The sequence below is a fragment of the Streptomyces sp. NBC_01546 genome (genome assembly GCF_045208355.1).
Classification (GTDB): domain Bacteria; phylum Actinomycetota; class Actinomycetes; order Streptomycetales; family Streptomycetaceae; genus Streptomyces.
Map to the genome: position 1 here is coordinate 1,316,022 of NZ_CP109379.1, position 22,901 is coordinate 1,338,922.

General features: G+C 68.9%; 14 protein-coding genes and 1 pseudogene. 10 read left to right on the forward strand and 5 right to left on the reverse strand.

The features are described from left to right. Nucleotides 1-252 precede the first annotated feature (252 nt). Both OHA89_RS06490 and OHA89_RS06495 read right to left on the reverse strand, forming a co-directional pair. Nucleotides 253-1,737 carry a cytochrome P450 gene (locus tag OHA89_RS06490; protein WP_266613454.1) on the reverse strand — a complete coding sequence of 495 codons (1,485 nt, stop codon included), beginning with the start codon at nucleotides 1,735-1,737 and terminating at the stop codon, nucleotides 253-255. A gap of 111 nt (nucleotides 1,738-1,848) precedes the next feature. After that, nucleotides 1,849-2,436: a hypothetical protein gene (locus OHA89_RS06495; RefSeq protein ID WP_406368412.1), complete on the reverse strand. Its 588-nt coding sequence runs from the start codon at nucleotides 2,434-2,436 to the stop codon at nucleotides 1,849-1,851. A 1,028-nt stretch (nucleotides 2,437-3,464) separates the two neighbouring features. Here OHA89_RS06495 and OHA89_RS06500 point away from each other — a divergent pair. Further along, complete coding sequence (locus OHA89_RS06500) at nucleotides 3,465-3,992, forward strand: RICIN domain-containing protein (RefSeq protein WP_406365631.1); 528 nt, start codon at nucleotides 3,465-3,467, stop codon at nucleotides 3,990-3,992. Nucleotides 3,993-4,281: 289 nt separating this feature from the next. Here OHA89_RS06500 and OHA89_RS06505 read toward each other — a convergent pair whose 3' ends face one another. Beyond that, nucleotides 4,282-4,833 carry a DDE-type integrase/transposase/recombinase gene (locus tag OHA89_RS06505; RefSeq protein WP_406365633.1) on the reverse strand — a complete coding sequence of 184 codons (552 nt, stop codon included), beginning with the start codon at nucleotides 4,831-4,833 and terminating at the stop codon, nucleotides 4,282-4,284. A gap of 295 nt (nucleotides 4,834-5,128) precedes the next feature. Here OHA89_RS06505 and OHA89_RS06510 point away from each other — a divergent pair, with 295 nt between their 5' ends. The 7 genes and pseudogenes from OHA89_RS06510 to OHA89_RS06540 all read left to right on the forward strand — a co-directional run bounded on the left by OHA89_RS06510 (nucleotide 5,129) and on the right by OHA89_RS06540 (nucleotide 16,076). Then, on the forward strand, nucleotides 5,129-5,269 hold the full coding sequence (locus OHA89_RS06510; RefSeq protein ID WP_266613458.1) for a hypothetical protein: 141 nt from the start codon (nucleotides 5,129-5,131) through the stop codon (nucleotides 5,267-5,269). 519 nt (nucleotides 5,270-5,788) lie between these two features. Next, the gene (locus OHA89_RS06515) at nucleotides 5,789-7,429 is read left to right on the forward strand and encodes a hypothetical protein (protein WP_406365635.1); all 1,641 of its coding nucleotides are present in this window, start codon (nucleotides 5,789-5,791) and stop codon (nucleotides 7,427-7,429) included. A 210-nt stretch (nucleotides 7,430-7,639) separates the two neighbouring features. Then, entirely contained in the window at nucleotides 7,640-8,011 is a 372-nt protein-coding gene (locus OHA89_RS06520) for an SH3 domain-containing protein (RefSeq protein ID WP_266613461.1), read from the forward strand. Between the two features lie 51 nt (nucleotides 8,012-8,062). Beyond that, nucleotides 8,063-10,279 (forward strand): glycoside hydrolase domain-containing protein, encoded by a 2,217-nt coding sequence (locus OHA89_RS06525; protein ID WP_266613463.1) that lies wholly within the window; start codon nucleotides 8,063-8,065, stop codon nucleotides 10,277-10,279. Nucleotides 10,280-10,446: 167 nt separating this feature from the next. Beyond that, on the forward strand, nucleotides 10,447-11,202 hold the full coding sequence (locus OHA89_RS06530; RefSeq protein WP_266613465.1) for a hypothetical protein: 756 nt from the start codon (nucleotides 10,447-10,449) through the stop codon (nucleotides 11,200-11,202). A 15-nt stretch (nucleotides 11,203-11,217) separates the two neighbouring features. Beyond that, nucleotides 11,218-12,714 (forward strand): annotated as a pseudogene (locus OHA89_RS06535) (SWIM zinc finger domain-containing protein); the annotation flags it as partial. Nucleotides 12,715-12,998: 284 nt separating this feature from the next. Further along, entirely contained in the window at nucleotides 12,999-16,076 is a 3,078-nt protein-coding gene (locus tag OHA89_RS06540; RefSeq protein WP_406365638.1) for a patatin-like protein, read from the forward strand. A 188-nt stretch (nucleotides 16,077-16,264) separates the two neighbouring features. Here the strand turns inward: OHA89_RS06540 and OHA89_RS06545 are convergent, their stop codons facing one another. Further along, complete coding sequence (locus OHA89_RS06545) at nucleotides 16,265-16,939, reverse strand: hypothetical protein (protein ID WP_266613470.1); 675 nt, start codon at nucleotides 16,937-16,939, stop codon at nucleotides 16,265-16,267. A gap of 166 nt (nucleotides 16,940-17,105) precedes the next feature. Between OHA89_RS06545 and OHA89_RS06550 the strand changes: the two genes are divergently transcribed. Continuing rightward, nucleotides 17,106-17,423, forward strand: a complete 318-nt coding sequence (locus OHA89_RS06550) for a hypothetical protein (RefSeq protein ID WP_406365640.1) — start codon at nucleotides 17,106-17,108, stop codon at nucleotides 17,421-17,423. 1,188 nt (nucleotides 17,424-18,611) lie between these two features. On the opposite strand, the gene OHA89_RS06555 is transcribed toward OHA89_RS06550, so the two are convergent. After that, nucleotides 18,612-19,721, reverse strand: coding sequence for a PP2C family protein-serine/threonine phosphatase (locus tag OHA89_RS06555; RefSeq protein WP_406365642.1), 1,110 nt, complete (start codon nucleotides 19,719-19,721; stop codon nucleotides 18,612-18,614). Between the two features lie 338 nt (nucleotides 19,722-20,059). Here OHA89_RS06555 and OHA89_RS06560 point away from each other — a divergent pair, with 338 nt between their 5' ends. Next, nucleotides 20,060-22,726 (forward strand): SpoIIE family protein phosphatase/ATP-binding protein, encoded by a 2,667-nt coding sequence (locus tag OHA89_RS06560; protein ID WP_266613476.1) that lies wholly within the window; start codon nucleotides 20,060-20,062, stop codon nucleotides 22,724-22,726. The last annotated feature ends 175 nt before the right edge of the window (nucleotides 22,727-22,901 follow it).

Consider the following 22,901-nt stretch of genomic DNA (forward strand, 5'->3'; position numbering starts at 1 on the left):
CGATGCCAGGCATGAGACAGACAATTCAACGTCTCGCGCCGAAATAGCCACGCATTCTCGCTGGTAAGCGTTGCCAGGAGTGAACCACTGCAGTCCAGCCATGGAACGTCGCGGATCAACCCGTCAGCAGCGGGATTCCTGCTCGCTCGTCCAGGGTGCGGTGCGCCGTGTTTCGGCCCCGACAACGTCCTCGGCATGTCCGGCTGATCCGGCCGGACGGGCCGAGGGCACGCCGGTCTCTGCTCGACGCCATCAGCATGTGTCCTGCAGGCCCTGCACCATGGCCGAATCCGAGACTCGCTGCTGGGCGTTGAAGCCAGCTCGTGGTGTCGCCGTCATGAGGAGCCTCTTCGGCCGGGTGACCACGCCCGCCACGGCTTTCACCGGACGGTCGGGGTGGGCCGGCCTCAGTTCGAACCGTGCCGCCAGGGCTGCCAGGGCTACGGGTGCGCTGATGGCGGCGAAGGGGGCACCGACGCAGCGGTGCGCACCGGCGCTGAAGGGGAGGTAGGCGTTGCCGCGGGTCGTGAGCGCTTCGTCGCCCGTCCAGCGGTGGGGGTCGAAGGTGTCGGGGCGCGGGTAGATAGCGGGGTCGCGGTGAATTCCGTAGAGGTTGAGCAGGACCTCCGCTCGGGGCGGAAGGCGGAATCCGCCGACGGTCACCTCACGGACGGTGTTACGCGCGACGACGGGGATGGGGTAGAGGCGCATCACCTCTTTGATGACCCGGCTGGTGAGGGGAAGGTGTTCGACGACCTTGTCGGGCAGGGGCCGACCGCTGTTGAACAGGGCATCGGCCTCGCTTTGCACGGCTTGTTCCAGGTCACGGTTGCGGGCCAGTTCGTGCCAGGCCCACGCGAGTGTCATGGCGGTGGCGTCGCTGTTGGCGGCCAGGAAGGTGATCAGTTCATCGATGACCGCGGTCCGGGTGATGTTCGGTTCGCCCTGGACGGGGCAGGCGGCTTCGTCCAAGAGGCTCAAGACATCGTTTCCGCAGCCGGCTGGGACGTGCCGTGCGGACAGGGTCTCGGCGACTTCTCGCAGGGTGCGTGTCGCCCGCAAGCCGCTGGGCGTGCGCACGGGAGGCAGCCAGAGGGGCGCCGTCATCCGCAGCAGGATTCCCCTCGACAGCGTGAATGCCTTGGTGGCCAGCCAGGAGACGGTGTCGACGGGTGCTTCGGAGCGGAACAGGCAGCGGACCGCGATGTCGACGCTGAGTTTGAGCATCTCGTGGTCGAGCTCGAGTACGGTACGCGGCGGCAGGCGTTTGGCGAAGTCCGAGGTGACCTGGCAGATCAGGGGCGTGGTGGCGGTGAGGGGGGTGCGGGTGAAGGCGGGAGTGACGATCTTGCGGCGCTCGCGGTGTGCGGTCCCGTCGAGGGTGAACAGGCCGTCACCTGTGACGGGACGAAAGCCTCGGGCCATCCGTTCGCGGCCGAATGCGCTGGTCTTGTCAGCCAGGATTTCGTGGGCCAGCTCCCCGTCGCTGATCACGTATTTGGTTCCGGGGCCGAGCTGCAGCTTCACCACGGGGCCGGCCTCGCCCAGTTCGCGGAGCATGGGCAGCATTCCGTGCCGCATGAGCGGAAGGTGGCCCAGCAGCCTGCGGTGTCCGGGGGCGTTGGGGACGTCTCGTCCCGCGACGGGGACCGCTGCTGCTGCTTCCGGGTTCTCCTCGCCCGTTCGTCCCGCTTCGGTTGCCGCACCGTCGGTTGCGTCGGTTGCTGACCGTTCCATGAGCATGCCTTTCTGATCTTGTGAAGACAGCCGGGGCCAAGCCGTCGCGGACGCGTGGTCCGTCGGCCGTCGTACGGCTGTCCAGGGACTTCAGGTGACCGGCGGGCGCCGTCAGGGGGTACGGAAGGCCAGGACGACGTTGTGGCCGCCAAAACCGACGGAGTTGCTCAGTGCCACGCCCAGGTGTTCGTTCGCGGCGACTTTGACGACGAGGTTGAGGTCGAAGGCCGGGTCGAGGCTCTCAAGGTTGGCGGTAGGCGGGATCAGTCCGTGCTGGAGGCTCAGTACGGTCAAGGCTGCATCGACCGCGCCGGTGGCTCCGAGGGAGTGGCCGAGGGCGCCCTTGGTGGAGGTGCCGAACGGGCCGTCGGGCAGCACGGTGCTGATCGCCTGCGCTTCGACGGCGTCGTTGAGGACAGTGGAGCTGCCGTGGGCGTTGACGTGGTCCACGTTGCGGGGGGTGAGTGCCGCGTCGGCCAGAGCGGCCCGCATGGCTTGCTTGAGCCCGCGGCCGTCGGGGTGGGGAGCGGTGGGGTGGTGGGCGTCGGTCGTGGACGCGCACCCGGCCAGGAGGGCTCGGGGCGTGTGGCTGCGGGCGGCGGCGTGCTCCGCCCGCTCCAGGATGAGGACGGCCGCTGCTTCGCCCCGCCCCCGCGGCAGACGCCTTCGCCGGCACGTTCGATGCCAGCCCGGCGGCAGCCGGTGACCCGATCTTCACCTTCGAAGGACACGGCGAGATCACCAACCCCATCGGCAGCTTCCCCAAGCGATAGCCAACCGCTCCGGTCCCCGGCGCCCGCGGCTTCACGGCCCGCAGCCCGCTGAGCGCCTTCGACAGCAGCCGACTGCACCGAGGGGCGCCGGGGAGGCGGACTCCTACCCATCTGCCTGTCCAGCGGCCGGACCCGGTACCAGCAGCCATGCCCGTACCGGGACGGCGGCAATTACCTGCTCGAACTCCACGGCGAGACCTATCTGGTGACCGCCCTCCGTACGGGAGACGATCTCCGATGCGGATCTCGCGCCCTCCCCAGAGAAGCTCGTTGTCGTCCCCGAACGCGTTCCTCTACGCAGCTTCCAGAAGCTGCGCACCCTTCCCACAGCCTCACGCGAGGCCGCCTTCACCTCCCGGACCGCAGCACCCGGCTCACGGACGCATCGGCCTGCGCCTGGAGGGCGGCGTGGACCACGGCATTGTTCATCGGCCGGAACCAGCGCAGATCGTTGGCATCCTGCACCAGTTCCGGAGCCAGGACCAGTCCGTCGCCTACGACCGCGAGTTGGGCGATATATCCCTGGACCCGCCCACAGGCGGTCGGACATCAACCTGCTGTCCGGATCGGTCCCGTTGGAGGCCCCGGCCGTCGACGCCCCGGCGGCGCCCGGGTCCGCGCCCCGGCCGTTGGGCTGAGCGCGGCAGCTCGCGGCCACCGGCCTGTACCCCGGGCCCCGTCCGCGGACAATGGGTATTGTCCGCAGCTGAACTGGGCTTTCTCGCCTCCTTGTTGCAGGACAATCCACGGCGCCGGAGTGTGGGACCGCCAACGGCCCCGCCCGACAGGGGTACGGAGGTCCAGTGACGCCACCGTCCGCGCCCGGGCCCTGTCGCGTCCACGGCGTGACGCGGCAGGACACAGCACACAGCAGTGACGGATACGTAGGGGGCGCCCGCCGGTACCGAACCGCTGGGGTCGGCGTCGGTCAGCCATGGAGAGAAGAGGAAAACAGTGAGGAACAAAGCAGCTCTCGCGGCTTGCGCCGCAACTGTAGTCGCACTCATCCCGATCGGTTCGGCTTCCGCGAACAGTGCGCAAGAAAAGACCAAGGAAAGCGCCGCGGCCACCGGCTGGTCCAACATAGCCAACCGCTACTCCGGTAAATGCCTGGACTGGGACGGGTCGGAACCCTGGAACGGAGGCACCGTCTATCTGACGAACTGCAACAACAGCGGAGGGCAGCGCTGGTACCAGGGAACGTACGGTGACCGGAGGGTCTTCACGTCGGTCTACGACGGAAAGGTCATCGACGCAGTGCCGGAGAACACCAACGGCAGCCGCATTACCCGATACCGCTGGCTGGAGTGGGAGCACCAACCGAGGAACCAGCAGTGGATCTGGACCAGCGCTGGTGAGATAAAGAGTGCCTGGAACGGGAAATGCCTCGACGCCGACCCCGGGCAGAAGGACTGGAGCATTCAGCGTGTCTATCTTTGGGACTGCAATGGCAGTGCCTGGCAGAAATGGCGCAACGTCTGAGCTCGTCCTACCTTCCAAGCATGGGCGGGGAAGCGGACATTCGGAAGGACTGTCCTCTCTCCCCGCCCGCGCATGCTGGCCCCCGCCGCCTGTCCGCGGCGGCGCTCGCGTCGAGGAACGCGCGCTCGCGCGAGGTGAGCCGGCCGGCCCAGTCGGCCGTCCGGCCGCGGTGAGTCGCGTACCCCGGCACCGGGAACCCCGCGTTGCCCCCGTGCCTCCCGCATCCGGGCGGCTTTCGTGGGACGGCGGTGCGTACACGGAGCCTTGCGGTTCTCGGTGAGAAGCTGTGTCACATCGGACCCTGACCCCAAGTCCTGGACACGGGTCTATGCGGCTCGCGACATCGTAGTTGACGGTTCGTTGAAGAGCTGGTCGTAGGTGAGCGGTGTCCGAGGCGGAGTGGCGGCGGACGCCCTGCTCCGGGTTGCGCGCCGTGGTCGGTGTGCAGAATGGCGCCGTTCAGGCTGCCGTGGGTCCGCTTGGCAGCATGAAGCGCGTCGATAACGAGCTCGGTGTGCATGTGGTCGGCCAGAGCCCAGCCGGCCAGGCGGTGCGAGGCGGGGTCGATCGCGGGCGCGAGGTAGCGGAACCTCCCGTCGCCAACGGCGAGGTAGGCGATGTCGCCGGGACGTACTTGTGCGTTCGGCGTGTTCGCGGTGAAGTTGGGGCCCATCAGGTCCGGGTCCTTGGCAGCGTCCGCGATGGTGGTGCGGTGCCTGCGCCGCAGCCGGAACCCCGTGACGCCGATGGCTTGCGTGAGGCGGGCGATGCCCAGGATGGTGCACAGCCGCTTCACGCCGTGGCGACGCTGGTGGTCGACAACGAACTGGAAGCGGGTCACCAGCCCGTCTCCCGAGGCGAAATAGCGGGCCACCGTCCGCAGATGGCGCGTTCCTCCTCCGGCTCGCGGATCCTCTTGCGCGCGGCAGGGAGTTCAGTCGCCACCGTTGTCCGCGGCTCCGGGACCGCGGCAGATGCGCGTGGGAGCCGGAGCGGCGGCCGTCCCCGCAGCCAGTATCCAGTCCCGCAGCGTCTCCGTGTTGACGCCGAGATTTGATTGTCGCCCCGGGCGCGAACCGGTACAGGGCGACCGCGTCCGCCTTGAACTCGGCGGGATAGTGCTTCACGCGCACGACATGTCCGTCTCTCAGACCCTCGAGATCAGTGTTTCGAGGATCACCCTGGCCGCGGTGGAGACCGACCCGGAACGCCACCAGGACATCGGGGACACGGGCAACTGTCTGATGATGGAGACGCAGTTCAGCTGCGGACAATGAGACGTTATCCGGCGCACAGAGAACACTCCGACGCCGGTCTCACCTGTGGAATCTCGCCATCGGCTGGCCATGTTGTCCGACAAGTGCTGGAAAGGCCGCCGTACCACCTGGTCTCCTGGGGCATCGCACTGGACAAGGCGGGCGAAAGGACGGTGCCCGCGGAGGCTGAGGAGTTTTCGGATGGGCAGGGCGGGACGTCTGCAAGGGGACCCCAGAGGTGAAACCGCCCAGGCAAATGCGCTGGCGGTATTCCTGCGGACCATGACGGAAGGGCGTACGGTCCGTGAGCTGGCAAGGTCGTACGGGGCCGGCAAGACCAGCTGGAGTGACTACCGCTCGGGGGTGAAAATCATCCCATTGGACCTTTTGAAGCGGGTGATATCGGGCCGGGCACGCGATGACAGGAGCCGCGCCGAACTCTGGAGCCGGGCGAGGAAGTTGCATGCTGCGGCCTGCGCGGCAGAGGAAGGCAGAGCCCTCCCGGACGCCAGCAGGGCGCCTGCACCGGAGACGTGGGAGGTGCTTCGCAGGGCCCAGCAGCGGGCCAACGCCGAACTCGCCCAGTCGGAAGAGGCGGTACGCACCCTGCTCGGGCTGACGAACAGACTCCAGAAGGAACTGGACGACGCTCTCGAGCGGACGGGCGGACGGCCTGCCGCGGCGCAGGAGCCACTGCTCGAGGACCGGCCCTCCGACGACGGGCATCCGCACACCAAGGAACCGCACATCGGGGCGCCGCACACCATGGGACCCCACCATGAGGAGCCCCATGGCGCGCACGCGCCGGGTTCGGCGCTCGTCCTGTGGGTGCCGCGCCGTCCCGCCTCTCGCGACACCGGAGAGGCAGCGGCCCGGATCGGCGCCGAAGTGGTACTCCGGCGGCCCCGGTACCCCGACCGCCTGCGCGACATGGTCCAAGAAGCCCGGGAACCACAACCGGTTACCACCCGCAGCAAGGAGCTGGTCCAGGCATCCCATGTCCTGGAACGCCGGGAGGGCCGGGGCCTGCCGGTCCGTGCCGCGCTCCGCACCATCCACCGCACCGCGCACGGCACGCGGCGGCTGCGCCACATACTGCTGTTCGCCGCCGTCATACTGGCCTGCGGGGTGACGGCCACCTCGCTGGAGCCGCCCCTGCAGCCGTCCCCTCCCGCCGCGGCCGGGTCTCCTCCGACTCCCGTGCCGGGAGCAGTCCCGCAAGAACACGCGACGAGTGCCCCGCCCGTAACCCGGCCGCCAGCGCCGGGAAGCCTGTCACCCCTCCGCACCCCCGCCAATGGTTCCGCCGGCCCCGCCTCCGCCTCGCCGAGCGCCGGAGTCCCCGAGGTAGCCCCCTCCGAGCCCGCCGAGGTAGCCCCCTCCGGACCCGTCGAGGTGGCCGCCCTCGAGGGCAGCGGCGTCTACGCCATAGCGGCCGAGGGCGCCTCGGTCGTCGAGTGGAGCGGAGCAGGCTCGCAGTGGTCGACGATCGGCGGCCCGGCGAAAGAGCTCTACGCCGGTCCGGCCGGGGTGTTCGCCACTGACCCGGAGACGGGCGAGCTGCGCGGATACAGCGGCGCGCCCGGCCGCTGGCAGACCGTCAGCGGACGCGCCGCCAGCTTCGCGATCAGCGGCCCGTACCTGTACCGGCTGGCACAGGACCACAGTGCCGTCCACCGGTGGGACAAGCAGCGCGCGACCTGGACCCAGGTCGGTGGACCGGCAGGGCGCCTCTACGGCGGCGGTGCGGGACTGTTCGCCACCGACCCCGTCGACGGCCGGCTCTTCGCATACGGGGGGAAAGGCATTGTCTGGACATACGCCGGGGGCGCCGGCGCCGACTTCGTGGTGAGCGACGACCACTTGTACGGCCTCAACCCCGAGCGCAGCGCGGTGTTCCGCTGGAGCGGCGAAGCAGGTGTCTGGAGCGCGGTCGGCGGACCTGCCGGCGCCCTCTACGCGGGCCCTACGGATCTGTACGCCACCAACGAGGCCGACGGTGGACTGTGGCGCTACCGGCAAGGAGCCTGGGCGCGGATCGGTGAGGCCGGAGCGGGGTTCGGAGCCCGCGGGGACCGCTTGTACCAGCTGGACCGGCAGGGCACGGCCGTCTGGGAACTGCAGGGCACGGTCTGGCGGCGCATCGGGGGGCCCGTCCGCTCGCTGGTGGTCGCCAGGTGACTCCACCGGCCGCCACATCGCGCGGGGCCGGCTGAGCATCGACCGCGCGCTGAGCACCGGGCCCGTGTCTTCCGCTCTCTCCGATCCCCGTTGTCCGCGGACAACGGGGATTGTCCGTTCCCGAGCTGGTCGTTCGCCGCGCTCTGTTGACGGACAATCGGCGGCACTTCAGCGTGAGGTCTTCCTCACCTCACGGACCGGAGGCCATCCATGCGTATGCGCGTCGTCGCGCTGTTCCTGTCGAGTACGGCCCTGTGCACGGTCGCCGCCCCCCAGGCCCTCGCCGATTCCGCACCTGCTACCGCGTTCGCCGGGTGCGGAGGTGTGCCCGAAGACCTCGATGGTGGCGGGTGGTACGCCACCGCTGGCGGGGCCGTGAACATGCGGTCCGGTGCCAGCACGGGGTGCCCCGTCAAGGGCGTCACCTACCAGGGCCAGGCCCTCGACTACCACTGCTTCGCCAATCCTCTGGCCGACGACGACTGGAACTGGACGTACGCGCGGAATGTGAGCACCGGCTTCGAGGGGTGGATCCGCAACGATCTGCTCAGCGACCACGGCAGCAAGGTGAAGTGCCGGTGACATCGTCACCGCCCCGCTTGTGACCTGGTGGCGATGGAAAGAGGAGTTCTGATGGCAGACGAAATGGTCATGCGCGCACAGCGTTTCGTGAACACCACGTATGGCGATCGCATCGGGATGACCGTGGACGAGGACGGGCGCGTGGGCTGGAACACGATGTACGCCCTCACCCGCGCCCTCCAGGTAGAGCTGAGGATCCCGACGCTGTCGAACAGCTTTGGTCCCACCACCTTGGCCACCCTGGCAGCCAAGTACCCCAGCCTCAACGCCTCCACTGTGCCGTCGCAGGACTTCTGCCGCATCGTCCAAGCCGCCATGTACTGCAAGGGATATGACGGCGGCGGCATCGACGGGAAGTACAACACGCGGGTCGAGGCGGGGATATCCAAACTGAAGGCCGACATGGGGGTCGAGGGGGCCCTTCCCGGCAGCGACGTGACACCGAAGGTCTTCAAGGCCTTGCTGAACATGGACGCCTATGTCACCGTCAACTCCGGTTCCGACATGATCCGCATCGTCCAGCGCTGGCTGAACAGCCGCCATGTGAACCGGCAGGACTTCTTCATCATCCCGTGCGACGGCCACAACTCGCGCGACGTGTCCCGGTCCATGCTCTACGCGATCCAGTACGAACTGGGGATGGCGGACGGGACGGCGAACGGCGTCTTCGGCTCCGCCACGCAGGCGGGACTCCGGTCCCGCTCTGTATCCGCGGGATCGCAAGGGACGTGGGTTTCCCTGTTCAGCGCGGGAATGGTCCTCAACCAGCGGCCCGCGGCCTTCTCCAGCTCGTTCGACTCCACTCTCGCCGACGCCGTCGCCTCCTTCCAGTCGTTCGCCAAGCTCCCGGTCACGGGTATGGGCGACTTCCCGACCTGGGCCTCGCTCCTGGTTTCGTACGGAGACCAGTCCCGCAAGGGGCAGGCCTGCGACGGCGTCACGAACATCACCGCCGCCCGGGCGGCGGCGCTGAAGGCCGATGGCATCACGTACGTGGGCCGCTACCTCACCAACCCCAGCACCACCTCGCTGCCGGAAAAGGCCATCCAGCCCGGCGAACTCCAGACCCTCGCCGACAACGGACTGAGGTGCTTCCCGATCTATCAGACCTACGGTCGCGACGCCGGCGGCTTCAACTACATCGCCGGACGGACAGCAGGACAGGCCGCCGTCAACGCCGCGCTCGACCACGGATTCCAGTCAGGCACCCGGATCTTCTTCGCCGTCGACTTCGACGCCGTGGACGACGACGTCACCACCAGCGTCCTGCCGCATTTCAAGGGCATCCAGGACGCGATCACCGACGACGGCGGCCGGTTCCAGATAGGTGTGTACGGTCCACGCAACGTGTGCACCCGTGTGTCGAGAGCCGGACACTCCTCAGCTTCCTTCGTCTCTGACATGTCCTCCGGCTTCTCCGGAAACTTCGGATACCCGCTGCCCGCCGACTGGGCCTACGACCAGATCGTCACGCGCACCGTCGGCTCCGGCGACGGATGGATTGAGATCGACAACAACGTCGCCTCCGGCCGCGACATCGGGCAGAACTCGTTCGACAAGCCCCGCGGTGTCAAACCCGACACCCGCCTCAACTCCTCGGTGACCAAGGCGATGATGGACGACGTCGGAAGGTACATGGAATCCCTCGGCTACCCGTCCGACGGCGGTACGCGGTCTTATCAGCACTGGAAGTGCTTCCAGAGCACCGTCCTGGATCACGATGACGTCATCACCGAACTGTCCCACGCACACGCCATGCGCAAGGCCCTGATCCAGACGTCGGCGTACTGGGAGATGCGGCACATCACTCCGGAAGACGAGTTGGCCTGGGAGGCCGTGATCCTCGCGTACAAGACGACAGGCATATACATCCGGGACACGTCCACGGGAATCGCGAAACAGCGCGCCCAGACACTCGTCGGGGCCTGGAACCACTGCCTCAGCAAGGGATACGTCACAGGCCGGCCGATCCTTGACGCGTCCAAGGACGACGACAAGTACTCAATCTGGAAAAAGGCGCATGATGACGAGGAGTTCGCCCTCACCAGCGTCAGCGTGATCCACATGTGGGACATCGACGGCAAGCCCGGCGGGGACGACAAATCACCTGCGATGAGGGCTCGCAACCTGGAGTACACCGACTCCGAGATCTACGACGTCCTGCGCCGCTACCAGGGCCCTGCCGAGCCCGCGTTCACCGAGGCCAAGAAGCGGCTGGGGCTTTACTACGTGATGGAGAAGTACAACTCGATCTCCCGCAACCGGTGACAAGAGCCCCCAGGTACTGGGAGATGGCCCGTACGCGCCCCACGACGCCGCTGCCCCGTTCTTGCTGTGTTCATCCCCACATACCTCAATCCGAAGGTGGCTGTGCTGAGCGTGTGCGCAGCAGTACTCACCGGACTCGCCATCGCACAACGCCAGGAGGAAAAGAGATGACAACCCCCCTGTCGCGACGCGCCGTTCTGCGTCGTGCCACCTTCATCACCGCCGGGGCCGCCATCGGATCGTCCTTGCTCGCCACGCCCGGACACGCGGCGGTCAAGCACGCTGATCCAGACGGAGTCCGCAAGGCAACGCAGAGGGCACGGCAGCGCAGGGACCGCGTGCTGACCGGCATCCCGTCCAAGAACGGATGGGAGATGGAGAAGGTGGCGGACGACCACGGCACCATCTACACCCGCCCCGTGCCGGGCACTCCGCTGGAGGGGGTGACGGTACGCATGGGTGAGGTGGAAACCGTTCTCGTCCATCTCATCCGCCGTTTCCACTACGAGATAGGTGAACTGCGCAGAGGCGACGTGGTCGGCTGGCGCTCCCCGGGGACCGTGAGGAAGGGACTGCCGGAGTCCAACCAGGCGTCCGGGACGGCGGTGCAGATTCGGCCCGATCACTACCCGGCTGGTGCACGTGGCGGGTTCTTCCCCCAGCAGCAGCTGGTGATCCGGGACATCCTCGCCGAGCTCGACGGTGTCGTCCGCTGGGGCGGGGACGAAGGCCGCTGGACGGACGAGGCCCTGTTCTCCATCGACGTGAAGCCCGGCGACATTCGGTTGGCGGACGTAGTGAACACAATCCGTGGCTGGCAGGACCAGTCGGGCCAAGGCGCCGGTTCGCCCGTAGATGTCGCTTCACGCCCCCGTCGCGAAGCGGCGGCGGCGCTGGAACTGCGACAGAGGAAGTCCGGGTAGCGGCCGTCGGCCACCACTTGGTGCGACTGCCCGTACGGGCAGGGGGGCAACTTCTGCAAGCACTGCGTGGCAGTCGGCCTGGCAGTCCTCGGACAGGCGGAGTCGGTGCCACGGCAGCGGGCGTCCGCCACCGGCCGCACCCGTGTGCTGGCCGCTTGGCTGGCGTCCCGGACCCGTGAGGAGCTCCTCGCGCTGCTGCAGGAGCACTTGGCCGACGACCGTGATCTGCGCCGCCGCCTGGAACTGCGAGCGGCAACCGCCGGGAAGGACACCGGCATCGTCCGAGAACGGATCCTGAGCCTGCTCGACACCCGCCCCTTCGCCCGCTACGGCTACGTCGAGTACGCCGACGCCGGAGCCTACGGGCAGCAGGCCGCCGAGGCAGTGACCGCCTTGCGCGCGCTGACGGCGAGCCGCCGGGCGGCGGACGCGGTGGAGGTGGCGCGGGAGGCCCTCTCCGCCCTGGGCCGGACGTACGGGGAGATCGACGACTCGGACGGCCTGATCGGGGACGTGGCGGCCGGGCTGGCCGAAGCCCATCTGGAGGCCTGCCGGGCCGCCCGTCCGGACCCGGTCCAGACGGCCGACTGGCTGGTGACCCACCTTCTCGACGGCCTGAACGACGCCACCGAAATCGACCTCTTCGACTACCACGCGGTACTGGGTGAGCCTGGCCTTGCCCACACCCGGGAACTGGTGGTCGCCGCCTGGCGGGCCAACCCCAAAGGGTGGGCGGAGAAGTACCTGATGGAACGTCTCCTCAAGGCCGACGGAGGCAGCTTGGACGCGCTGATCGCCGTCCACGCGGCGGACCTCGCCCCGAACGGCCACACCCATCTGGTGATCGCGAAGGAACTGGAGACGGCGGGCCGCTCCGCCGAGGCGCTGGAATGGGCCGAACGCGGCGTGCGTGAGACCGAGTCGGAGTGGGGCCCGGACGGCGAACTGGTTGCCTTCGTCTGCGAACGCTATGCACGGACCGGCCGCCTTGCCGACGTGGTCACGATCCGCCGAGACCTGCCGCGGGCCCGCCCCACGCTGGCCGCGTACCAGGAGCTGCGTACGGCGGCCCGCACGGCCGGAACCTGGAAGGCATCCGAACGCACGCGTGCACGGAAGGTGCTGCGGTCGGCCGACAGGCTCAAGACAGAGTGCTGGTACGGCGGTTCCGTGCTGGTCGACGCTCTCATGGACGACGGCGACCTCGACCCCGCATGGCAGGCCGCCGCCGACGGGTACGCCGACCAGCGGCAGTGGCTCGCCCTTGCCGACCGGATCCGCGCCCAGAGGCCTGCCGACGCACTGACCGTCTACCTGCGTTGGATCGAGCCGCTGCGCAAGCAGACCGGCAACGGCGCTTACGAGCGCATGACCGAGCTCCTGCTCAGCGCCCGCGCCTGTCACCTCTCGCTCGGCACGGAGACGGAGTTCACTTCCTACCTGGCCACGCTGCGCGCCGACCAGAAGCGCAAGCGAAACCTGATGGCGATGCTCGACCAGCATGGGCTCTGAGGGAGTTGCCGCACCGGGGATGGCGCAGCCAAGGGCATGGGTTGACGCTCAGAATGCGCGTAGAGGTGACACGCGTAGAGCACCTAACGCAGCTGGAGCAGCATGCCCTCGATGCGCAGGATGACCATGCCTGCGCCGGCAGCCTATATCACAGCGCCTGACCAGACCCTGGACGCACCCGGCATGGATCCGTGCGACGACCGCGAAGTCAGCTCACGGCTGGTTCCCGCCCACATGGCGGCGCCCCAGGTGCGACCGCCGCTGGTCAAGGCTCCCATGGGAGTATGAGCAGGGACGAGGCCAACGAGCAGCGTGCGAACACTCACGAACGGTCCGAGCTGCGCCTGGCTGCCACTTTCACGGGCGGGGTGAGCCTGGCGGTGTGGATGGGCGGCGTCGCTCGGGAGATGAATCTCCTGGCCGGGGCGGGCAGGCCGGAAGTGCAAGCACCCACCACACCCGCGGACCAGCAGGTAAGGGCGAAGTACCAGCAGCTTCTCGACCTCCTGAGACTGGACGTCAGCATCGACGTGCTTTCCGGTACCAGTGCGGGTGGCATCAACGCAGCCTTCCTCGGACTGGCAAACGTCCGGAAGCGGGACATTGGCGGGCTGCGCAACCTCTGGCTCGACAAGGGCTCGCTGAGCGCCCTGCTGCGTGATCCCTCCGAGCCGGCCCCACCGTCCCTGCTGCACGGCGACGATGTTCTACTCCAGGGCCTTCGCGACGCGCTGGGGGGAATCGTCAACGGAGCTCCAGCCGCCCCGGACGCCGCGCAGGAAGACCCTACGCGTGCGACGCGCGTCTTCATCACAACCACGCTCCTCGCCGGCCTGGAGAGCATGTTCAGGGACGACTACGGCACGGCTATCCGCGACACCACCCATCAGGGCCTGTTCACCTTCAATGCCCAGCAGCTCGACGCCGACGCTGCGGTGGACGCCCTCGCGCTCGCGGCCCGCAGCAGCGCGTCCTTCCCCGGCGCGTTCGAGCCGGCTTTCGTGCCTGTCGGCGAGCCAGGCACGGACGGCCATCCGGACATGGCCCCCTACATGAGCACCGATACCCGGACTCAGTTCTGCGCTGACGGCGGACTCCTGGCGAACCGCCCGCTGGGCCCGGCGCTGCAGGCCGTGTTCGAGCGGCCCGCGGACCAGGAAGTGCGCAGGGTCCTGGCATACGTGGTGCCGTCCCCTGGTCTGGCGGACCCCTCGACGGCCCCGCTTCCCCGCCAGGACGACATCCCGGCCATCGGCCCCGCACTCGTCGCGGACCTCAACGCCCTCCAGTCACAAACCATCACCGCCGAACTCAACGCCCTCACAGCACACAACGAGCGCGCCCGCACACGGAAGCGTGCCGAGAGCCGCCTGGCCCTTCTTGCTGGCCCGGACGGGAATCTGGCCGCAGGGGGACTCGACACCGAGTACCGCACCGTCCATACCCAGACACTCGCCCGTGCCGCCGCGAACGAGACACTGCGCCAACTAGCCGCGAGCGGCCGCCTCGCGGCGGACGGCCGCCCTGTCGGATTCGGCGGCGACCTCGACACGCTCACTGCTGCGGCTGCCGAGGCGATGACCGGGAGGCCGTGGGCAGATCTCACGGGCGGCGACCCCCTCAACCCGCTGGCCCGGTTTGGTCGACCGGCGCTCGACGGGGCCAAGGCCACCGTGCTGAGGCTGGTGCGCGGCGGCTTCGCGGCGGCCCCTCCGCCTGACGCCCGCGGGTTGTTGGGAGCGTTCATTGCGCAGGTACACGACGTGATGAGGCCCGTGCACGAAGCGATGCCCGCAGACCCGGCGGAAAACCTGCGCGAACAGCTCGGGTCGGTCCTCGCGAGGACACTGCCAGCCGACATGACGCTTTCGGCAACCGTGATCTCCCAGCTGGTGGCGTCGGCCGACTGGCGGAATGCTGTATCCAGCCAGCTGCCGTCGGAAGCTGAGCAGATGGCCCTCGCGGACGCGTGGCGGGCTCTCGCTCGTGTCGTCCTGGAGGCACGTGAACTTCTCCTGCAAGTCCTGCCACCGGGCGGCGCGGGCGCCGCAGACATCACCGGAGTCCTTGTCTACCTGACCGGCGTGGCCCCCGAGGCCTCGCTGTCAGACGAGACCGTGATCCGGGTAGCCAAACGACTGTTCGATCTTCAGGCAGCGCAACAAGTTATGTACCCAGACGAACCGGCTGCCCGGCAGGAGGTAGAACTACTCCAAATGAGCGCCGACACCAGGACCCTGCTCGATACTCGCAGCCTGGCCGAAGAGAAGCTCACCGGGCTACAGCTTCACCACTTCGGCGCCTTCTACAAGGGGTCATGGCGCGCCAACGACTGGATGTGGGGGCGCCTGGACGGAGCTGGCTGGCTCGTTCACATGATGCTGTCCCCGCGGCTGCTGGCGCGGCTCGCCAACGACCTAGGGGACGCCTTCAGAAGGACCCTTAAGGAAATCCTGCGGGACATCGCGGGCAGCGAGCCCCCCGTCGGCGTGCTCACTCCCTTCCCCGACGGGAAGCCGGCTGAACTGGCCTTCCTCGCTCCGGCCCCCGACAGCCCCTCAGACCTTCCGGCCAGCCTCCCCGTCACCTCCATGTGGGTGGCGAGCGGATTGCAGCGACTCATCGCCGCAGAGGAACTGCGCTGCGTGGCAAGGCAAGCCGAGCTCGACAGGAAGCTGGGGACCGCCGACACCGCCGTGGCCTTTCTCTCCGCATACGAAGAGGCGACCAACGGCCCGCCGGGCCATGCACGGGTTCCGCCGGACCGCGCCGCTGGCCTACTCGGCGCCTGCCGGATCTCGAGTGAGACGTTCGCCGACGAGCGCGGTACCAAGCCACTCACCCGCACCATCGTGCACAGCGCGGCAGTGGCCTCAAACGCCGTCGAAGCCGGGACTGCCCAGTGGAAGTCGCTTCGCCCACTGTTCGGCACGGCCAGCAGATCCCTGCGCCTCACACATCACGTACTCCGCCCCGAAGCCATCGGCGGCAAACCATTGGCCGCTGGACTGCTTCTCACCGCCACCGGCGCGATCGCCACCACCAGCACGGTCACGCTGATCGGCGTCCTTGGACTCGCGGCAGTGCTGGGGGGCGTCTTCCTTCTCTCCGTCGCCGCCACCTCCAAACGCATCAAAACCTTTGTCGCCGGCGTGGCCGTCGCGGCGGTCGTTGTGCTCGCACTGGCCGGATTCATCCGGCCAGTACGGGACTCTCTCTTCCCCTGGCTCGGCGACACAGCCGTCCCGTACCTGAGTGACCACGCATGGTTGTGGACTGCGGTTGTCATTCTCCTTCTACTCCCGCCCGTGTGGATGCTGGCCGATTCGTTCCGAGCGGCGCGAGCGCGGCGCGACCAGTGAGCCGCCGCTGCGCAGATGTACGCCTCCCTTCGATGGGCTGGCGATTGTCAACGGAAAGGCTGCAGTTGATTCCTGGCGGCGGACCGTCCCCAGACGCAATGCCGCGGTGTTCCCGGCGGCCGCGATTGCGGCCCCCTGCCCCCGCACGGGGCGGGGACAAGGGGCCGGTGTCACACGCGAGTCGCTGCTCAGCGTTCCTGGACGAACGTACGACCCTTGAGGGACCCCTCGGAGCAGGAACGCTTCTCCGCGGCGGTCATCTTCCGGCTCTTCACCACCACGGCATTGCTCTTGCCGTCGGTGCCGTTCTTGGCCGGGCTGGTGATGGTGTCCTGGAAGAACCAGTAGTAGTGACCCCACTTGGGGCTGTCGTAGTGGGTCTGCCAGGTACCGGAGACCTTCTGCATCACCTGGGCACGTGAGATCCAGCCCACCTCGCCGGGCTTCACCGTCATGTTGAGCGAGCTGCTCTCCGAGTGAGTACTCGACCAACTGTGGCTGTAACTCGCCGTTATGCTGAGGTCCACGATGCCCGCGATCTTGCCGCCGGCGGTGACGGAAACGCCCAACGAGTCGCTGGATCCCACCGTGTCGTCCCACGTCATCGCCTGAGTGGCGTCGGACGTACTGCAGTTGAACAGTGAGTTCGACACCTGACGGAACTCACCCAGGTATGCCTCCCCGAGCTTGGGCGAGTTGAACGTGCACTTGCCTTCGCCCGAGCCACAGTCCGTCATGAGCTGCGGCCGTGTCGGCTGGTCGGCAGCGGACGCCGGAAGGGTGCTTGCCACCGCAACTGCGCATGCCGCCGCCGTCATCGTCAGCGCGCGGGCTGCGTAGCGCTTGACGCGGTTTGTTGTCATCGTGGTACCTCTCACCATGCTGGGGGGGTCGGTTAACCGCCGTACGTCGGGGGCGAATTCAAGCGCCCACCGGCAGCACGTTCGATCACCGCCTGTTGCAATCCGAGATTCTCCCGACCGGTCAGAGGGGTACGGTGCGAATGAGACAACGTGCTGCGCGCCCTTCGTGAGGGCTTCCACGAGCGACGCACGGCGCGGCGGGCAGGCCGCGAGGGGCTCACACAACCGGCCACCTCGCGGCAGAGGCACCTCCCGGCTCCTGCTGATCGCCCTACTGACGCTCGGCGTCGACCACTTCGGCTCCTTCTGCGCGTTCGGCCGCATCCAGCACAGCCTGGACGCCTTCGAGGGTCTTCTGCTCGAGCAGAACCGTTACGACGTGCACTTCCTCGACGACAAGGCCTGGCGGTCCCTGCGAGTGGCCTGCTGCCGGGCACCGCTCGGACTGTGCGGGGGCCCGAACCGCGTCGCACGCAGTGCCTGAGGTGTAGTCGAGCTCGGGCAGCTCGAAGCCCTGCCAGTACCGGCAGATGCGTCCGTCGGTGCGCAACCGCGCCATGCCGCTCGCAGAAGGAGACAGCCTCGCTGGGGCGCGGAGCACCTTCACTGCGGCGTCCCCTCCGGAGTACTCGACGACGGCCCGGACGAGCGCGTGCCGCGGCAGGCGCTCCCCGGTGTCGCGACCGGGCCAGCCCGGCCACGCATACAAGGTTGTCCAGGAGGAGCCAGCCGTTTCCGCGGGGGACGAAGCACGCGAACCCGTCGAGCTGGCTCCCGTCGACGGCCATGACCGAGCCCGCTGCGGGATGCGGTTCGAGGAACTGTTCCGGCCAGGGTGCGGGACGATCCTCCGCCAGCGATCCGCCCACGAAGGCGGACGGCGTGATCTCGTCGTACGCGGTGCGCCGGCCGTCGGCGTGGACTGCGACAAGCTCCGCGACGGAGCGCGTACCCGCTCTGAATCATCATGACGCCGGGCTCGCCCATGACCCCCGGCCTTTGTCACCCGTGTATCAGTCAGCCGGGGTTCGCCGTGTGCGATCGCCGCGCCGGCCGGTCAGTGAATCGGCGACACAAGGCCAGACGGGCGCAGCTCGCAGGCGGCCGACCTGGATGCCCCGAATCCGCGCAGGCAGGAGGACTTACGTCATGGCACGCCCTGATGGGAGCGCCACGAACGCCGCCGTGGCTGCATCCCACGGTGGCGGGAGTCAGGACTCGATCCCCAGTTCGAGGTGGCTGCGGCCGGAGGCGATGGCGTCCCGCATGACGTCGGCGAACACGGTGCAGAACGGGCTGAAGCCGGGTGCCGCCGCGTAGTCCACGCCCACGCACCAGAAGTGGTACCGGTGCTGGTCTGGCTGCCGGCTTCGGTCACCAGCGCCTTGAGAAGCAGCCGCGCAGCCTTGCCATCGGACCTGACGAAAATCGGCCCCGTACCTCTCGGCCACGGACCGCCAAGGCACCGGGCAGGTACGAAGCACCCAAGGCCCGGACCATTATCGGGGCTGATGCTGATCACACGCTGACCTGAACCCTGAAAGCACGGCGCTGACCTGCGGAAATATCGAGATGCTAGATGTCGGACTTGAACATGGTGCGAAGCATGGACTAACTCCCGGAATGTCTGCTCCCTGCCCACTTGCCGCAGGTCAAGGGCGGTCTCCGCAGGCTACAACGATTCGCCTGTCCGGTCAGCTGTCCCCGGGTTTTCAGGACTCTCGCCGACTTCCTGCCGGTCGACGACGATGATCGCCACATCGTCCGCCAGGCGGCTCTTGGTGTGGCGGAGCAGTGCCTGGCGCAGCCCCTCCAAGAACGCCTGCCGGGTGTGGTCGCGCATGGTCACCATGGCCTCGGGCAGGTCGAAGAAGGTGTTGTCCCGGTCGCGGGCCTCGATGACGCCGTCGGTGTACAACAGCAGCCGGTCCCCCGGTGCGAACGGATGGCTGTCCGTCCGCCCGCGAGGACCGCTCATGAATTCCTCGAGCCCGAGCGGCGGCAGGGGGGCGGTGGGCATCAGGGACCGGACCGCGCCGTCGCGCAGCAGCAGCGGCGGCGGATGGCCCCGGTTGACCACCTCCACGTGATGGCTGTCCGGGATCTGGGCCACGAGCGCGGTGACGAATCCCTCCAGGAGGGTGTCGTCACCGTCGGCCGCGCCCACGCCCGCGACGACGGCGTCCCGCCGCAGGGCCGCTCCGCAGTGGTTGATGACCTCCACCAGGTCGCCCTCGTAGTGGACGGACTCGCGAAATGCGCCCAGCACGACCGCGGCGGCCCGTACGGCGGGCAGTCCCTTGCCCCGGACATCCCCGACGATCATGCGGACCCCGTACCGGGTCTGGACCACGTCGTACAGATCGCCGCCGATCTGCGCGCCCGTCTCGGCCGCCAGGTACATGCTGGCCGCCCGTACGGGGCCCAGCCGGTCCGGCACCGGCCGCAGCAGGACCTCCTGGGCGGCCGTGGCGATCCGGCGGACCTGGTTGAGCTCGTTCTCCCGGCGCGTGCGCGCGGCGCGGCTCGTCATGAAGCTCGCCACCGAGACCAGCAGCAGGGCGAGGAAGTTCGTGTAGACCTGCTGGCCGCCCCAGGCCTGGTTGTGGGTGGCGGTGGTCACGCTGACGCCGACGGCCACCCCCGCCGCCGCGAGCACGCCCTTGGGACCCATCGTCACCGCCGCCAGAGCGGGTGTCGCGACCAGCATGGGGCCGGTGTACACCACGTGCGCGGGCGTCAGCTCGATGAGGAGCACCAGCAGGGCGATCGCGAAGGGCACGCACTCCGCAAAGGCGAAAAGGAATTGGTGGTGCCGGCCGGCTCCCGGTCCCGGGGGCGAGCGCAAAGGCGCTCTCATGAATACAGCCTGCCTCGCCCGGGCGCATGGCTGCCACTCCGGATCAGCGTTTCGCTCCCCGCTGCCGACGGCCCACAGAGGTTGGAAGATGGAATATGAGCGACTTCCTGGAACCTCTCCGGCGTCGGCTGCTCGGCTCAACCATGACCTCTTCCTCTTCCTCTCCCCGGCTCTCAGGACACGGCCAGGAGCATTCGGAGCACGCCCAGCCCCCCGGGGGTAGGGCGCGGCGGCCGCAGCGCCTGTCCTCGCTTCTGAGCGTGCGCAGCGTGGCCGGCGAGGTGTTCCTCGTGCAGCTGGTCGTCGTGGTGCTTCTCGTCGCCGCCGCGGTGGTGGCACTCGTGGTGCAGGCCAAGAGCGCCGCCATGCTGGACGCCCGGCACCGTACGCTCGCCGCCGCCGGAACGTTCGCGGAATCTCCGGGAATCGTCGCGGCCCTGCGCAGCCCCCATCCGAGCGCGGTGCTGCAGCCGAGCGCGGAGGCGGCCCGGAAGATCGCCGGGGTCGACGGCATCAACGTGTACACGCTCGACGGGGTCACCCTCACCCACAGCGACCCGGAGCAGATCGGGAAGCACGTCGTCGGCCCCTTCTCCAAGGCCGCGGCCGGCAAATCGTTCACCGAGACCTTCGACGGGTCCCTGGGGCGGTCCGTGGTCTCGGTGGTTCCCGTCAAAGACCCCGAGGGTTCCGTCATCGCCGTCGTCTCCTCGCCGGTCACGGTCGAGAACGTCCAGAGCATGGTGAACCGGCAGCTGCCGGTCGTCCTCGGCAGCGCGGCCGCGGTGCTCGCCCTGTCCGCGGGCGGGACGGCTCTGGTGAGCCGTCGGCTGCTGCGCCGGACCCACGGCCTGGGGCCAGCCGAGATGACGAGGATGTACGAGCACCACGACGCGGTGCTGCACGCGGTGCGCGAGGGCGTACTGATCATCGGCGGCGGCGGACGGCTGCTGCTGGCCAATGACGAGGCGCGGCGGCTGCTGGATCTGCCGGCGGACGCGGAAGGGCTCCCCGTCACCGACCTGGGTCTGGAGGAGGGGATCGCCCGTCCGATCGCATCGGGCCGTTCCGCGACCGACGAGCTGCACATGGCGGCCGATCGGCTGCTGGCGGTGAACATCCGGCCCACCGCCCCCTACGGGCAGGCCGGGACCGTCGTCACGCTGCGGGACACCACCGAGCTGCGGGCACTGTCCGGCAGGGCCGAGGTGGCCCGCGAGCGGCTGAAGCTGCTCTACGACGCGGGTGTGCAGGTCGGAACGACGCTGAACGTGGAGCGCACCGCCGAGGAACTGGCGGAGGTGGCGGTCCCGCGGTTCGCCGACGTGGTCACGGTGGACCTGCTGGATCCGGTGCTGAGCGGCGAGGAGCCGCCCGAAGCGATCACCGAGATGCGCCGTACCGCCGTCGCCGGCCTTCAGGGCGACCACCCGCTCTCCCCCGTCGGCCAGCTGATCCGGTTCGCTCCCACCGGTCCCATGGCCGCCGGGCTGGCCGGCGGCCATGCGGTACTGGAGGCGGACCTGCACGCCACGCACCGCTGGCGGGCCCAGGACCAGGCCAACTCCCTGCAGATCCTGGACCGCGGGATCCACTCCCTGATCGTCGTGCCCCTGCGGGCCCGGGGCGTGGTGCTGGGGATGGCCGGCTACTGGCGGGGGCAGGACTCCCCGCCGTTCGACGAGGAGGACGTGTCCTTCGCCGAGGAGCTGACCGCCCGGGCGGCACTGTCCGTCGACAATGCCCGCCGCTACACGCGCGAGCACAACATGGCCGTCACCCTGCAGCGCAGCCTGCTGCCCCGGGGCGTACCGGAGCAGTCCGCCGTCGAGGTCGCGCACCGCTATCTGGCCGCCCAGGCCGGGGTGGGCGGTGACTGGTTCGATGTCATCCCGCTGCCCGGCGCCCGGGTGGCCCTGGTGGTCGGCGACGTCGTCGGCCACGGTCTCCACGCCGCCGCCACCATGGGCCGCCTGCGCACCGCCGTGTACAACTTCTCCACCCTCGACCTGCCCCCGGACGAACTCCTGAGCCACCTGGACGAGCTGGTCACCCACATCGACACCGACGATCAGGAGTGGCAGGGGATCACCGGAGCCACCTGTCTGTGCGCCATCTACGATCCCGTCTCGGGGCAGGTGACCGCCGCCACCGCCGGGCATCCGGGGCCCGCTCTGGTCCGCCCCGACGGAACCGTGTCCTTCCCCGAGGTGCCGGTCTCCCCGCCGCTGGGCCTGGGCGAGGGTCTGCCCATGGAGACCATGACGCTCACCCTGCCCGAAGGCTCCCGGCTGGCACTCTTCACCGACGGGCTGATCGAGAACCGCGACCGCGATCCGGACGCCGGCCTGGCAGCGCTGCGCGCCGCCCTGGCCGGGCCCGCCCGCACCCCGGAGGAAACCTGCACCGCGGTGATCGAGGCGATGCTGCCCGCCAGGCCCAGCGACGACGTCGCGCTGCTGGTGGCCCGCACCCGCCGGCTGGACCCCGAGCGGATCGCCGAGTGGGACGTGCCCCCCGACCCCGCGGCGGTTTCCCCGCTGCGGGCCGCCTGCGCCCGCCGACTGGCGGACTGGGGCCTGGAGGACATCGTCTTCACCACGGAACTCATCCTCAGCGAGCTGATCACCAACGCCATCCGCTACGGCACCGAGCCCATCCGGGTGAGGCTGCTGTACGACCGCAGCCTGGTCTGCGAGGTCTCCGACGGATCCAGCACCTCCCCGCACGTGCGCCGGGCCGAGGCCACCGACGAGGGCGGCCGCGGCCTGTTCCTCGTCGCGCAGTTCGCCGAGCGCTGGGGCACCCGCTACACCGCCCGCGGCAAGATCATCTGGAGCGAGCAGGCCCTCCACGACGGGGGCGCACCGCCCGCGACGGATCTCGGGGAGGCCCTCCTGGCCGGGTGGGACGACGAAGGGCTCTGAACGCGCGCCGGTGCGGCAGTCGCGCGGAAGACGGCGGACACCACCGTCTGGGACTGCGCCGCCGAGGCCACCGACCGTACGCTGGCCTCGATCGGTACGCGACCTCCCGATATGGAGCCTTTGTGCCCGCACCCCGCCTCCGGACAGCCTCCGTCGCCGCCTGCCTGGCCCTCGC